Genomic DNA, 15,213 nt, shown 5'->3' on the forward strand with positions numbered 1-15,213 from the left:
CTTAAAAAAGGCAAATGACGGAGCGGGCCGCTCCGTCATTCATATTACTTAAAAAAACACTTCAGTTCAAAAATGCCCCAAACACATTGCATATATTTTCCTGTTGCCACCTCTTTAAGCATTGATTCATGAATGCCTATCTCCCCGGATATTTTTGCGTTATCCACAGTCTTTATATACTTGCGCCCTTTTTTCAGAAAATCCTCCTGACTTTTTACAATATGGCGGGCTATTTCAACTATAGTATTCTTTCTATGCTCAATGCACTTTATAATCCACGAGGCGCTATCCATCCTGTTCATTATGAATTTTTTTGCATCATTGCTTATTTCGGCGGACAAAATCTTTTTATAGTACTGGTTTATACCCAAAGCCGGAAACGCTTCATCATTTACTATTACTTCGGCTCCGCTTTTTAGCTGCCTTATACTTATATCGGGGATAATATATTTAACATCCGAGCCGCTTTCGTATTCCCTCCCCGGCTTGGGCTCAAGGGTTTTTATAAACCTGTAAACGGCCTCCACCTGAGCTCCGCTGAGGCCCGTGGCCTTGGCAACGACATCAATTCTTTCGTCGGCCAGATCATCTAAGTGCTTGTCAACTATCCTTTTTATATTTTCATCCTTGTTTTCCATCTGTGCAAGCTGTATCAGAAGGCATTCCTTCAGGCTTCTGGCACATATTCCGGGCGGGTCAAAGGTCTGTATATATTCCAGAACCTTTTTTATTTTAGCTGAGTTCACATTAAAAAACTCCGCTACCTCAGAAACACTTATCATAAGATATCCATTTTGGTCAATATTGTCAATTAAGTATTCTCCTATACAAATCTGAACCTCATTTAAGCTTGAGGTATGAAGCTGAAAAAGCAAATGCTCTTTCAGAGACATCCTTACATTTTTGTCCGTTTCGTTGGGACTGCCGGAGTCCTCGGATTCTTCACATGCAGGTGCCTGTGTACCGGTGCAGGAAACACCGCTGTCAATCCACCAGCCTCTTCCGTCACTATAGCCGCACTCCTCATCACCCATACAATTTTCATCCTCCTGCATTTCCAGCGCAGGATTTACTTCAAGCTGTTCCTCCACATACTCAAACAATTCCTGCGAATTCATTTTAAGTATTTCCAAAGCCTGCCTTAGCTGAGGAGTCATCAGGATTTTAGGAGACTGTGCCAAATTAAAGTCAAAATACAAATTCAATGCGTCCACCTCTCGCGCATAAGTTATATAATATATTATATAACTTATGCGCGGAAGATAGTCATACAGACAGGTTATAGCAAATTAAAGAATTATTTTTAATTATACACATAGCGATAAAGATTTTACATGGAGGATATAATTTGATGGAAGAAATTTTTTTGACCTGTAAGGAATACATCTAAGAAAAGCGCCTGATGACATACCCGTGAGACATTTCCCCGCAAGGCGTCTTTTCGTTGCTATTAAAAATTTCTGTAAGCAATTGTATCCTCCATGTTTGTAAAATCTTTATCGCGTCCTATATAATTGCAATAGAGAGAATAAAAAGAAAAGTAATAAAGGCATACAGTGCTAAAGAAGCGATTATCGGCCAGTGAGACAGTACCGAAGCGGCATCCGCCCTTATTGTACTTATTGCCGGAGCTGCCCGGCAGGTATCTCGGGTCACTCTTTTAAACACCTTAAGCAGCATAAAAATTATGACCATTGCTACGCCCCCGAAAAAAAGTATCCATCCCAATTCATTGACGCTCAAAGATGTGCCGGCTCCCTCCTCTATATCGGAGCCATAGTGCAGCAACTCCACAACAGCATTGTTTGCAAAATGCGCCAGCATCCCGGCGAAAATGGAATTGGTTCTTATAACGTAATAGCCTATAAGAAGGCCCATAAATATGGGACCCAGCAAATTTGAAATATCAAAATGAAAAATCCCGAACATAATTGCGCTGATTGCAATGGCCTTTGTTGTTCCCCTTTTCTCATACGCACTTAAAAGCAGCCCTCTGTGAAGCAGCTCCTCACAAATGGAGGGGCAAATGCCTATGGTAAGCAAGCCCGCCAAAAGCTCCCCCGGTGTATCGGAAATCGGTATCGGCGGAGTCGGTATAGGCCCTAAAAGCTGAAGAAAAAACAGCATTATGGAATTAAATGTACTTAAAGCATAAATGGCAGGCAAGGCTATGGCAATAATAAGCAATGCCGGCAGGGGCTTTAACCTGTTGATTCTGAAGATCTCTCTGAAATTCAGCCTCATGGCACCGGCATATATAAGCACCGGCACCATAATAAGCCCAAATTGGGAAAATAATGTCACCACATAAAAATAGTCCTTAGAAATGTCAATTTGCATCCAAGAGGACAGCAGCTCTACTAAAACAGAAAAAATCAGAAATAATGAAACCACTGCAAAGTAGACCTTGTTTGCCCCCGTTACCGTAATCCTTTTTTGCATTACCCTCTCCGTTTCCTAAAAAAGGTATGATGTTAAAGCATCCCCAATCAGGCCTCTCTAAGTTATAACTCTGTCCTCAGTGACAACCATGTCCATGCATACGTCATGCACACCCTTTGGTATACTGGGGAAAATCTGCACCTCAAACGCCAATGCCGCCTTACAGCAGCCTCCCCTTGTCTGTGCCAGAAAGCAGTCATAAAACCCTGCTCCGTACCCCAGCCTGTTTCTCCTCTCGTCAAAAGCCACCCCGGGAACTATCACCATATCAAGGCTTAAGGGGCTTACAGCAATTCTTGCGGACTCCTTAGGCTCATATATTCCATAAGCGCCGGGACAAAGCTCTTCCAGTGAGGCTATCTGCGAAGCGTACATAGCCCTTCCCCCTTCATCCGTGCGGACTATATACGGTAATATCGTCCTTTTGCCGTCCTCTATACACATCCTGATCATGTCCCCGGTTGCGACCTCATTCCTAAAATCGGCATAAAGCATCACAAGGCTGCTTTTCTTATACTCCTCAAGGCCGGCAAGCCTGTTTAAAATGGCTTCACTTTTAAGGCTTACCTGCTCACGCGTCAGGCTCTGCCTCAGCTTTAATGCAGTTTTTCTAATGTGCTCCTTACTATATTCCACTTTTTAATTCCTTACCCCATAAATATATTTTTATAAGCATTTTTTATAACCTGCACAGCAAGTTATTTTATAAGCAAATGCTTTAAAGGCTGCAAAACAAAGTGCGATATTAAAAATAATATCCCAAGAACACCAAGCGTTATTCCCGACACAGCCACCAACGCCCCTGCGCCTTTGCTTACCACCTTTGCCCTTACGGCTATTGTGAATACTATGCGCCAGATTAAAAAAACAAACGCAATGCTTGTTGCCGAAGAAACCACAATCCACGGCACAAGCCCGGTTTTCGCAATAAGCACCCCGCACAAAAGCCCCATAAGCAAAGGAAGCAGCAGCTCTCTATTATTCCTTAGTGAGGGGCTTTTATTTGAGCCCTCAACTCTGAAATTGGCCGCAGGTATAAGTAAAAACGGTATGGGTATTCCAAAGAAAATGCCGGTAAACAGCCTTATTTCATTGGTGGTGCTCCTGATACCCATATACGAGGTCACCCCGTCGGCCATCATAGGAAGCATTATTAGACACAAAATTACAGAAGTAAAAACATGCGGCGGCCTGTCCGATTTGAATTTTCCGGTACAAAAGGAGTATGCCAGAGATATGAATATTCCGATGTAAATTCCTGTATCCCTGGCACACATGGGCAACTGACAGCCCTGCAAATATATTGTGCGGGAAGGAAGCTGGTGGCATATTAACGACCCTATAATTCTGAAAAAGCCTTCAATTATGTCCATATCCGCCCCTAGACAGAATCAGAAAATGCAAGAGCCAATATGAAGCAGGTTATGCAGGATAATATAAACATAACAAGAGAAGCTATAAGCAACGCCAGTCCAAAGGATCTTTTATCCTCACCGTGCTTAGCCCCGTCACTGTTCATGAACACAATAGCCACTATGAGCCCCGTTATCTGCCCTATACCCGGCACAACGGAGGTCAATACGGTTAGGAAAACCTTCATGCCATTGCTCAATGGGCTCTCAATATATCCATTGAAGCCTCCTCGGGGCGTATTAAAGGGTTGGGAACTAAAGCAGACGGCATTGTCCTGTGCCGCTTGGGGCTCTCTGATTTCTTCCGGCTGACGCTCCACCGTCTCTTGAGGTTCCTCCAAGCCGGGATCATCTTCGGTATGCTGCTGCATTCTTGCCTCTTCAGTATTTAGAAGACTACCGCAGTAAGGGCAGCGGTTCCAATCCATTTTTACCGTCTCTTTGCAAAAAGAGCACTTTTTTGTTGATACGTCCTCCGTAGTTTCCAAGCCGTCTCCCCCCGAAATAAGCACTCACGTTATATTCGTGCAAATATTTTATAAGCTAATTTTAAAGGTTTGGTAGCACTATGTCAAATAAAACGTTTATAACGGTGTATATTTATGTATATTTGCGTCATCAAAGGTTCCCATCTCCCTGTAGGCGGCAACGGCAGCGTCCACTATGTGAAACGCAAGCGCCGCTCCCGTACCCTCTCCGAGCCTCATCCCAAGGCTCATCAGCGGCTCCATGCCGAGGGCGTCCATGACAGCCCTGCTCCCCGGTTCAGCGGAACCATGGGAGGGCAAAATAAAGCTTCTTATCTCAGGCTTTATTTTTACCGCTATAAGTGCCGCGGCAGACGAGATAAAGCCGTCAACCAGTATGGGAATTCTTACGGCAGCCGCTCCTATGTAGCAGCCTACCAGTCCTGCAATATCTAATCCTCCAAGCTTTGAAAGCACCTCCAAGGGGTCATCGGGGTCTGGCCTGTTTAGCTTTATGGCCTGCTCAACAACCCTAATCTTATTTATCAGTCCCTCATCAGAAAGCCCCGCTCCGCGCCCCACCATTTTATCCACACTGCTTCCCGTCAGAACCGAAGCGACGGCACTGCTTGTGGTGGTATTCCCTATTCCCATCTCACCGGTGCCCAGCAGCTTAATTCCCTTGCCATGCAGCTCGCCAACCACACCGATTCCCGCTTCAATCGCATCCACAGCCTCCTGCCTTGTCATTGCAGGGCCTTTTGCAATATTCCGCGTTCCCCTCCTTATCTTCCTGTCAAGTATTCCGTCTAAGCTTAAATCATCATCCACGCCTATATCCACTATAACCAGCTCGGCGTTTGAATGCCTTGCCAGAACATTAATAGCGGTAAAGCCCTTTGTAAAATTCCGTGTAACCGCCGCCGTCACACTTTTAGAGGTTTGTGCCACGCCCTCCTCAACCACGCCGTTATCGGCACACATAACAACAACCGCTTTGCTGTTGACAGAAGGGTACAGCTCTCCCGTTATCCCGGCCAATTGCTTTACAATATCCTCAAGCCTCCCCAGACTGCCCAGAGGTTTTGTAAGGCTGTCCAGCCTGAGCTGTGCCTTCAGCATCATATCCTCATATAGCCCCTCTATAGAATCCAATGCCTTTTGAAGCAGCATAATATTCCTCCAACTGTAATAATGTTAATTTAGCGAAGCAGTGAAGCCCAATTCGCTATTACTTTCCTTTTGCGCTGCGCGCACAAAAAAAGCCGGATATTCTTTTCCGGCTTTTTTACGTTATTTTACTGCTTTGCGCCGCACTTGGGGCAAAATAATATGTCCTGCTCCAAATCTGCTCCGCAGCCTGTACATACCTTGAGATTTTTAAGATCGAGTATTTTTTGTCTGGTTTCGGCTATAACCTCTTCATATCCCTTTATTGCTTCGCAAAGGCCTTTATACTCTTCTCCAACCTCTCCTACCTTGGAATAAGTGTTATATACCATTTTGCCTATATCCGCATAGGCCTTTCTTATTTTGTCTTCCTCCGCGCTTATGTTCATATTCAGCTTAGTCACTTCAACCAGCTCACCTGACTTTTTTGCAGCGGCCTTGGCTGTATCGGATACCTTCCTTGTTATACTTTCAAAAACTGACATATGCAATCCTCCCATCATTTCTTATAATACATTTGTTTTATTTATAAATCTTTATTCATCTTTATTATATAATATACTACTTCATTAAAAAAATCAACATGTTTATTAATATTTTTAATATAATTTTTAATTTTTTTAATTTGAGTATTAATTAACTCAATAAAGTGCTTAAATGATATTTATTATATTATATCATATGATTAACATTTAAAATATATTTTTAAAACTCACCCTTCGGACCCTCTTAATTCTCATCAAACAGCCTTATATCCTTTAAGCAAACAGCCAGATCACCAAATATGCTTACCCTTACTTCATCCTGAAAGGAGAAAATACTCTCCTTGCCATCAAAACAAACTGTAATAGTCTTATCATAATAGTTTACTATCCAGTATTCCCTGACACCCTTTGACAGATATAATTCCTTTTTTATTACGTTATCCATTTTTATCGAAGATGGGCTGACTATTTCGCATATAAAATCAGGAATTGCCACAATATTATTTCCCACCAGCTCGTATTTTTTATCACATACAACAAACAAGTCAGGAACAATAGGCTGTTTAATATCGACTATGTTGATGGGGCTTTTTGGGTCGGACAAGGACAAGTCTGTTTTGTCGGGAAATACTTCACAGCTTTTACCTTCTAAATAACTGAAAATTGTATTGAATATTTTTGAGTAAACCCTTCCATGATTAGGGTGCGGCGACGGGCTCATATACTTTATGCCATTTACCCATTCTACAGTCATATTGCCTTCATAATAATTCAAATCGGGCATAATCACATCCACCTCCGTATCTTTCCTTCATTCCTATTATAGCACAAAAGCGGTTGCATCAAACGGGGACATTCCTTAAACTCACCCCCGGCCCCTCTCTTTTCAAAAGAGGGGAGCGGATTTTTAGGGGACACTCCTTTGAAAAAATGTATCCCTCCGGCTGCAATCCTGATATCCTGCGGCAGAATAGCCTCCCTGATGTTTGCCGTCAAACGTAATAAATCGCCTATCTTAAGATAGGCGATTTATATTCGTCAGCTCACTTCCTGCTAAATCAAGGTTTAAGAAACCAGAGCTTGAGAAATCAGAATCTCAAGAAATGAGGACAGCAGATTGCTTTTTGTAATCAATTCAAATTTAACACCATATTCTCCACGCTCAATTCTGACAACCTGTAAAACTGCCATTTTGTTATGTCTTTCCGGCTGTATCTTTACCGCGTACTCTTTACCGTTGATAATCATGCTTGCAGTGTAGCTCGCTTCTAAAAGCCCTATGTGTGCCCTTTTCACTAAGAATTTATGAAGTTGCTCGTATTGGTGTGCTTTCAGTTGACGTATAACCATAACACGCTTCCTTTCTTTAACATTATCGACATTGCTTGAAAGGGTCTGCGGCGCATGGTATAATATTTACGCTGCATTTGCCTTCGGGCATATGTCGGTTTGGGGAAGTGGCGGTAACTTTGCGAGAGGTCGCCTCTTCCTTTATTTTTTGTTGAGATCATCCTGCACTAAATAAATCCCTTTTCTTACAACTTCCGAGCGGGTAGCATTCATCTTTTTTACACAAGCATCTAAAACTTCTTTCGTTTCTTTATCTACCCGTAAATATATTCTTTCAGATAATGGATTATCAGATGGAGGACGACCCATCTTTTTGTCCGACATTCGCTCACCTCACTTTCTGTCGGCTCAAAACTATAATACTATTTAGCCGACAAAAAGTCAATATTATCTTAATTCTTTAAAAATAAAAAAGAACTCCATTTAGAGCTATTCACACCATGACACGGGGACATTCAAACACTTGTGTTGGTTGTATCTATCAGATAATTATATACTAAAATGATGCCGGAGTAAAATCTCCGGCATCATTTATTTTATGCATCCTTAAAATGAATATCTCAGTAGATCCGCGTTATCACTGCTGCTCCTTCGGGAAATACTGTATCTGACCGTTCAGATACAGCCTCATCAATGCCAGATCCAATGCGTTTATTGCCGCATCCCCGTTCACATCTCCCACCCACAGCTCATCCTCAACAGGAAAAGCTGATATTGCTTCGGTTATATAATCACGCAGGCAATCATAATCCAACTGATCGATATTTCCGTCTCCGTTCACATCTCCTATCCTGAAGGATAATGCATATTCCGCACTTGCCTCGTCCGAATCCTCCGAGCCGCTCTTTAAAGCTATTGCCTTTATGGTCTTTGAAGCATTTAGGGTTATCGGCCCGCTATACAGCGATGAATTCTGTGTTGGGGTTGACCCGTCGGTAGTATACCTGATTTCCGCTCCTTCAGTGGCCGTGCTTATGCTAACGGTCTGGATTGACGTATACGCTCCTCCCTCAGGACTGAAGGTGGGCGCATCCCCTTTTGGTGCTATAATATATGAAGCACTCACAGCATCCGAGTCAACAAACAGAGGTAATGTAGCTATCGCCTTTACTGTCATGCTTTCAGATACATTTACAGGCCCGTTATATACCGGAGAGCTTGAGTCAGGTGCGGATCCGTCTGTAGTATACCTGATAATCGCCTCATCCTCAGGACAATTTATGGTAAGCGTCCGCGCACCCGCATATGTCCCTTCCTCAAGGCTGAAGACAGGTACCGGAAGCTTTTGCTTTGGGAAGTACGGTATGGTCCCCATAACGAATTGTCTTACCAGTTCCCTGTCCGCGGCGGTTATTGCTCCATCGCCGTTCACATCTCCCGCCCAGAGGTCATCCTCAACAGGGAAGTCGTTCAAGGTCCCTGCAACGTATTGTGTTATGGCTGCTAAATCCGAGGCATTAACCCCACCGTCCCCGTCAACATCTCCTATCAGGGAATGTGTGCTGTAGGAAGCACTTGAAATTTGCGAGTCTGGCATACCCTGCTTCATCGCAATAGCTCTGACCATCCTGTTTCCGGATACCGTTATAGGTTCTGTATACAGGGTAGACCATGATTTAGGTGCCGTTCCGTCTGTTGTATACCTTATTTCCGCTCCCGGCGTTGCACAAGTTAACGATACCCTCTGCGCATACTTGTATGTCCCCCCTGCTATATCAAATACGGGCCCCTGCACCTGCGGTGCTATTACATATTCTGCAGTCGTGACATATGAATCGGTCATGCCATTCTTCGTTGCCACAGCCTTGATTGTCATATTTTCCTGCACGGCTATCTGTTCTGTATATACAGGAGAACTGTCCGTAGGCGTTGTCCCATCTGTGGTGTACCTTATTGTGGCCTCACTGTCGGAAGTGCTTATTGTAATAGTCTGAGGCACAGAATATGTTCCGCCTGCCGGACTCATGTAAGGTATTGGCACCATTGGTGATTGTATCGCCACAGGATTGAATTCCAATATATTATGCGTGTTTTCAGGTATAACATATATTTTGCCATTAGCCTGCTGAACACCAAAATCACCTACAGTAACCGGAATGAAGCCTTTTTCTGTCCATATATGGCTTGCAGGGTCATACTCATATACAAGATCTACATATAAGTCTATAAATAAATATATTTTCCCATATATACTTACAGCTCTATAATTAGAAGCAGTATTGGTTTTCTCTATGATGTATTCGGGCATTGTATCTATCACTGACCATATATCGTTTGCTGGGTCATACTTTTCAACAGCCTCCACACAACCTCCAGTACCAGGTTGTTCACCGCTAAATACGTAAATCTGGCCATCTACGGCCACAAGGTCAGGATTAACCCGTAAGTTTTGCATTCCTGCTTTTGTCGCAAATATACCTGCTGAAGGGTCATACTCCAGCAAATGTCGGCTTTGAATCCAGTCGCCAGTTGCTGAGAAGGTATAATCTTGAACAACATAAATTTTACCTCCGCATTCCACTAAGGAGGATGTTCTTATCAGCGTTCCGGGCAAATCCTCTGAAGTATAGCTTTTGGAAGCGATATCATATATTTTGAGCTGATCTGTCTCAAAATAGTGAGAGGTGGGGCTCTGCGCTTCAAGGACATACATTTTGCCGTTATATCCTGCAATCTTTGACATCTCACCTATCCTGGGAAAGTTATCGTCAATAAGAGAGCACGTACCCTGTGCGGGGTCATACTCCAACAGCATGTTCTTAGCGGAATCATCGCCATTTTCTCCTATAATGTAGAGTTTTCCGCCCATGCTTACAATTTCATGTCCTATGTAATTTATGTTATAGCTTATATCCTCCCTGTAAATCCACTGGGTCTCCGAATCAGGCTGTGAGCCAATCTGGTACTGGATGCTCATGGTAACAGAGCTTCCGTCCACTTCTGGGTAGGTGGTTATGGGATATTCGGTTTCGGTTCCTGTAGAGGGTTCTATCAGTTTAAAGCTTTTTACTGTGCCTTTATTTCCATCTTGGTTAACATCCCTGATTGTCACATACCATTTTTTTGTCGTAAGACTTAAATCCTTTCCGTCAATAAGGCTTGTATAGTCAAATACCATCGTCCCGTCACTGCTTTGATTCACTCCGTCAAACGAGCAGTCTCCACTATTTCCATTTAAAAGCATTGACTTATAGGTACTAGTGGAAGCTGACTCATTCACCTCCGAATATCCTATTTCACATTCCAGTTGATTCCTTTTTGAATGGTTAACTGTAATCTGGGCCAATAATGCAGGTGTATTGGATTCCTTAAATGTAACCCAGGTTGCATGATTTCCACCCCATCCTTTAATCCTTCTCCCTTCTGCAGCAGGTGCGGAAGCAACTGCAGATTTCAGGTTTAAAGCATCATAGCAGAACCATACATACCCGCCTGTATTCACAGATTGTCCAGAGAATACTTTAACCTTCCAATCAGTTCCCCATGAGTTGGCTATTTTAAATGCACCCTTTTCTCCCGTGTCCATAGATCCATTACCGTTTATATCAACCCATATATCGTCGTTGTACCCCACTACCGTCATTTCATGCCAGGTATCATAACTCCTGGTATCGACCATATAGCAAGCGGCTTCTCCCACAGCCCCATCATCTAAACCCGACAAATCATTATTTAAGACAGGTTTATACTTCCAATTGAAAATATCGCTTAAAATACATAGTACATAGCCATTGGACAAAAGTCTCTTTATGTCTGTCAGACTGTCATCCTTTTCATATTCCACAGGAGTGTCGGTCCCATCTGCCACCTCTACATATCCAACCTTATCAGCCTTATAATTCAATGCGTTTCTCCATACCTCAGGGTCTGAGGTCCATTCCCTGTAATTTTGAAGATTTGACGGATTGCCTACATATGGTAAATCATCCCATACAGCCACACCCTGCTCAAGAAAAAGCTTATACGCTTCTATATCGTTTATTGCTAAGTTTAGACCTGCATTCAAAAAATTGTACGACCATCTCGGTGAGAACTTGTTTGAGTTATCACTATTATTTTTGGTATTCCATCCTCTGGCCATGGCGTTCATATGTGTCGCCTGATAATACGTGATTGCAAATGCTGTACAAGAGCCCAAACTCTGCTGGTCTCTGATTGGAGGAAAATACGGGAGTTCGGTGCTGTTGTCCACATGGGACTTAAGGTCAGATTGGCTTAATTCGGCAACTGACGAATCAGCAGAAAACATTCTGCTCCCGAATTCCGGTGCCGTCCTATCCGTAATCACCTCATCCCCAATGCCGACGGCCGCTTTCTCAGAAATCTCCTTCAACCCCTTCTGCCTGCGTACCTCATTTGCCCTCTTAAGTCCAATTTTGTTTGGAAGAACCTTTTCGGTCTTCTCCATGTGCTCCTTCATCCACTCAATATCCTCGGCAGTATAAGGCTTCACACCCGTGCGGTACTGCTGCGCACCACCGCCGTCGCCCGGCGCTGCATAAGCAGCCGTGCCTGCCAGACTCGCAATTACGAATAGAAACGTGAATAAGGAAGTGCCAAAAAGCCTCATGTTTTTTTTCTTCATCCCATAACCCCCTATCATATTTTGTTTGTATTTTTAACTATTTTAGTTTTAAAGTTGAAAAATAGTAAAACAACTAAATAAATATTATACTAACCAGTCACATTATTGTCAAATAATGTGACTGGTTAGTGTTGTTTTATTATAAACTATAAGGCCTTATATTGTGCGGCGGCATGTGCTAATTCCTCAAACACATGCTTGTCCAAATATATTGATACGCCTTACATATCATGGTATACCGCGTTTCAAGTAAAGAGGAGTAGCTGATAAGTTATTTTTTGGGACATTAATGTGAAAATAAAGCGGGAACGCCACGGGAGCGGAACGCCACGGGGGGAGGAACGCCACGGGGGGAGGAACGCCACGGGGGGCGTTCCCTACCAATTGCTTTCATGCATTGTCCTGTGTCGGAAAAGTCATGGCTGTTCCTCTAAGAAATCAGAAATCATAGCCCTGTTAAAAGCTTTACCAGAATAACCACCAGTATGGACCCTGAAATAACAAATATAATGTGAATACGAAGATATGAAAGAATTACCGCAGCTATCCCACCCATTAGTCCTACTAGGGGAGACTTCCCGTCAACAGAAAGAATGCCTGGAAAAATAAGCGCTCCCAAGGCAGCATACGGTATGCTCTTTAACCACCTGTTTACCCATCCCGGAAATTTCAAGCGGTCTACAATTAGAACAGGTAAAAATCTCGGAATGTATGTGACAATAGCCATTCCTAATATTATAAGAAATATGCTCACCCTTTACTCTCCCCCCCTTTCAAAAGCTGCTCCTATCAGCCCTCCTAAAAGAGTAGCAAGCACAATAGCCCATCCTCCGCTAATGAATTGCCCAAGGATGGCGTTGATGATCATACTGCTTGCAACAATTATTACTACTCTCGGTGTCTTATGGATGGCCGGCACCAAAAGGCCTATAAACATTGAATAGAGGGAAATAGACATGCTTGCACTAATTGATGCAGGAATGATATCTGCAAAAGCTCCTCCTAATATTGTACCTGCGACCCATGAAGCATATGCCGTAAAAATTACGCCTGCCGCAAAATCCGGACTGCTTTTAAGCCAGGGCTTCTGTTCCTGCTCCATATACATGAGAGAAAATGTTTCATCGGTAATTCCAAAGCATAATAATGATTTCCATTTAGCCGGGACATCTCTAAGATTATTCATAAGTGATGTACTCATAATCAAATGGCGAAAGTTGAGGACTAAAGTCGCCAATACAACTTCAGCCCATCCGCTTCCCCCTGATATCATATTAACGGCCATAAATTGGCTGGCACCTGCAAAGACCATAAACGACATAAACGCTGCTTGAAGCAGAGAAATTCCTGATTGTGAAGAAACTATCCCAAATGTTACCGATATTGGTATGTACCCTATAGCAATAGGAATTGAAGCCATAATACCCGTTGTGAAATTTTCTTTTAAATTCTCTGCTAATTTCATAACATACCTTTCTGCTTTATTATATAATTAGTACATCCCAGATATGTAATCCCGGTATGATAATACTATAATTTTTATAGCTCTGATTCCCCAAATATATCATTCTTTTTAAAAACGAATACATGTGTGCCTGCGTCAAATTGATCTTCACCGATAGTATTATAAACGCGGGAATGATCTATCATAGAAAATCCCGCAGATTTAGCCATTTTACAAAATCTCTCAGGGTATGTTTTTTGCTCTACCTCATAATCAAGTCCCGCAACTAAAGCCTCCAGTTCTAAAAGCTGCAACCGATAGAATGCAACTAACGGATCTGATACTTGAGAAGGCAAGGACAAGCTATGCGCCAGTTTCAACAGATTCCTACAAATATAGGATGATTTGTCAACTTGTTTAGTATAAGCATAAAATATGGCAATTGGTATATAATTTCTAAACCATTCGATTAATAATTTTTCATCAGATAATAGAGCCACCGTTGTTCTTTCAGTAGCTTCAAATAGTATAGGGAGTAAATATGAAAGATGGTGCAAAATTAAATTATTCTTTCTATCATTGCAATCTTTAAAAGGAGAAATAAACTCATCTGCAACAAGTAGTATCCCATTTTGCTCTAACACATTCCAACATTTTTGAAAAAAGAAATATGTATTAAAATGATGTGATGCTCCAGTAGACATAATTACAGGAACCCTATTCTCCACCTGCATCTCCAGAAAATCTATTTTTTCACAATTAACCCGTCTATCTCCTTTTATGTTCTCCCGTAGATATTCAAACGCTGCTTCACTCGGCTCAATAGCTTGAACTTTAAGATTAGGGAGCATCTCAAGCATCATAATCAAGGGAATCCCCGGTCCTGTACCAACATCAATACATCGTATTTCGTCTCCGGCTTCAGCACCAATATACTTGTTAAGGTAGTAAGCTAAAGCCACGCATTGCCTAGCATACGCAGGATGGACTATTTCAAAGAAATTATACGAGTAAACATCAATCCTATCTTCAAACATCATTTTTATGTTTTTTAAGGCTTTATTATCACTCTTTCTGCTTTCTTCAATTTTCTCATGGCCCGACACCACAATTTTTTTAGGAACCGTTACATTTGCATTTCGGCACAGTAACTCAGAAGCTAAGGTACTTGTAATTAGTGCATCTCCGTTTGCCAATTCTTTCAAAAACATAATAAAATTGTCCGACAATTTTTCATCGCTTATTGACTGAATCATCCTATACAATAATAATGATCTTTTAAACATTGACTCTTCAGTATATTCATTAATAAATTCATTTTCTTCCTGTTGATTCAGTCCTCCTCTTTTCATGGTTGAATGTCCGTATTCTTTAGAAAAGGAAATCATCGAAACAACCCTATTCTCTTTTATAACAAAATCAATAATATTCCATCTAAATAAACTATTATAAATAACATTATCTCTACATGCTAAAATGAACTCTTTGATTTTGTGAGTAGTCCAATACTTATGCGAAAAATTAATCCTCTCTGCCAGCGATCCATTTGCTACTTGAATCCATGACTGCTCAATTATGAATTCAACATGTGATGCATCTTTTTCATCTAGGCTTACTACATTAGTCATATCCTCTAATTTATTAATGGAATCAACATAATTTATAGCCATCATGCTACCTCTTAATATATATTTCTTATTGTATTATTTGAAAACTTATAAAAATAATACCATTTAATTCTTAATTTTGTCAATATGCATATATATGTCAAGCAAAATTCGCTAGTCTAACAGCAAGCTTGTTTGAAATGTGCCGTTAAAGTCTTGTAAATAAAAGATTTCAGCATTTGAATTTCACG

14 protein-coding genes are annotated in these 15,213 nt (G+C 41.8%); all 14 read right to left on the reverse strand.

Annotated features, from left to right (window positions below; translation table 11 throughout):
* Positions 1-44: 44 nt before the first annotated feature.
* The 14 genes from rpoN to DFR58_RS18240 all read right to left on the reverse strand — a co-directional run bounded on the left by rpoN (position 45) and on the right by DFR58_RS18240 (position 15,028).
* Positions 45-1,205 carry an RNA polymerase factor sigma-54 gene (rpoN, locus tag DFR58_RS18170; protein ID WP_114299335.1) on the reverse strand — a complete coding sequence of 387 codons (1,161 nt, stop codon included), beginning with the start codon at positions 1,203-1,205 and terminating at the stop codon, positions 45-47.
* A gap of 301 nt (positions 1,206-1,506) precedes the next feature.
* Positions 1,507-2,442, reverse strand: a complete 936-nt coding sequence (locus DFR58_RS18175) for a CPBP family intramembrane glutamic endopeptidase (protein WP_114299337.1) — start codon at positions 2,440-2,442, stop codon at positions 1,507-1,509.
* Positions 2,443-2,499: 57 nt separating this feature from the next.
* Entirely contained in the window at positions 2,500-3,078 is a 579-nt protein-coding gene (locus DFR58_RS18180; protein ID WP_114299339.1) for a 5-formyltetrahydrofolate cyclo-ligase, read from the reverse strand.
* Positions 3,079-3,140: 62 nt separating this feature from the next.
* Positions 3,141-3,815, reverse strand: a complete 675-nt coding sequence (locus DFR58_RS18185; protein WP_114299341.1) for a DUF2085 domain-containing protein — start codon at positions 3,813-3,815, stop codon at positions 3,141-3,143.
* Between the two features lie 8 nt (positions 3,816-3,823).
* Entirely contained in the window at positions 3,824-4,342 is a 519-nt protein-coding gene (locus tag DFR58_RS18190; RefSeq protein ID WP_114299343.1) for an Rpo12/RPC10 RNA polymerase subunit family protein, read from the reverse strand.
* Positions 4,343-4,438: 96 nt separating this feature from the next.
* A complete protein-coding gene (gene cobT, locus DFR58_RS18195) occupies positions 4,439-5,494 on the reverse strand; it encodes a nicotinate-nucleotide--dimethylbenzimidazole phosphoribosyltransferase (protein WP_114299345.1) in 1,056 nt (351 codons plus the stop codon).
* Positions 5,495-5,619: 125 nt separating this feature from the next.
* Positions 5,620-5,976, reverse strand: coding sequence for a zinc-ribbon domain-containing protein (locus tag DFR58_RS18200; RefSeq protein ID WP_114299347.1), 357 nt, complete (start codon positions 5,974-5,976; stop codon positions 5,620-5,622).
* Positions 5,977-6,220: 244 nt separating this feature from the next.
* Positions 6,221-6,760, reverse strand: coding sequence for a Uma2 family endonuclease (locus tag DFR58_RS18205; protein ID WP_114299349.1), 540 nt, complete (start codon positions 6,758-6,760; stop codon positions 6,221-6,223).
* Positions 6,761-7,041: 281 nt separating this feature from the next.
* Positions 7,042-7,326, reverse strand: a complete 285-nt coding sequence (locus tag DFR58_RS18215) for a hypothetical protein (protein WP_114299353.1) — start codon at positions 7,324-7,326, stop codon at positions 7,042-7,044.
* A 141-nt stretch (positions 7,327-7,467) separates the two neighbouring features.
* Complete coding sequence (locus DFR58_RS18220) at positions 7,468-7,650, reverse strand: ribbon-helix-helix domain-containing protein (protein ID WP_114299355.1); 183 nt, start codon at positions 7,648-7,650, stop codon at positions 7,468-7,470.
* 253 nt (positions 7,651-7,903) lie between these two features.
* Positions 7,904-11,911: a chitobiase/beta-hexosaminidase C-terminal domain-containing protein gene (locus tag DFR58_RS18225; protein WP_170138220.1), complete on the reverse strand. Its 4,008-nt coding sequence runs from the start codon at positions 11,909-11,911 to the stop codon at positions 7,904-7,906.
* 445 nt (positions 11,912-12,356) lie between these two features.
* Complete coding sequence (locus DFR58_RS18230; protein WP_114299359.1) at positions 12,357-12,665, reverse strand: AzlD domain-containing protein; 309 nt, start codon at positions 12,663-12,665, stop codon at positions 12,357-12,359.
* 3 nt (positions 12,666-12,668) lie between these two features.
* Positions 12,669-13,376 carry an AzlC family ABC transporter permease gene (locus DFR58_RS18235; protein WP_114299361.1) on the reverse strand — a complete coding sequence of 236 codons (708 nt, stop codon included), beginning with the start codon at positions 13,374-13,376 and terminating at the stop codon, positions 12,669-12,671.
* A gap of 74 nt (positions 13,377-13,450) precedes the next feature.
* On the reverse strand, positions 13,451-15,028 hold the full coding sequence (locus DFR58_RS18240) for a class I SAM-dependent methyltransferase (protein WP_114299363.1): 1,578 nt from the start codon (positions 15,026-15,028) through the stop codon (positions 13,451-13,453).
* Positions 15,029-15,213: the final 185 nt, after the last annotated feature.

It is taken from the genome of Anaerobacterium chartisolvens, from assembly GCF_003337415.1.
GTDB lineage: Bacteria > Bacillota > Clostridia > Acetivibrionales > DSM-27016 > Anaerobacterium > Anaerobacterium chartisolvens.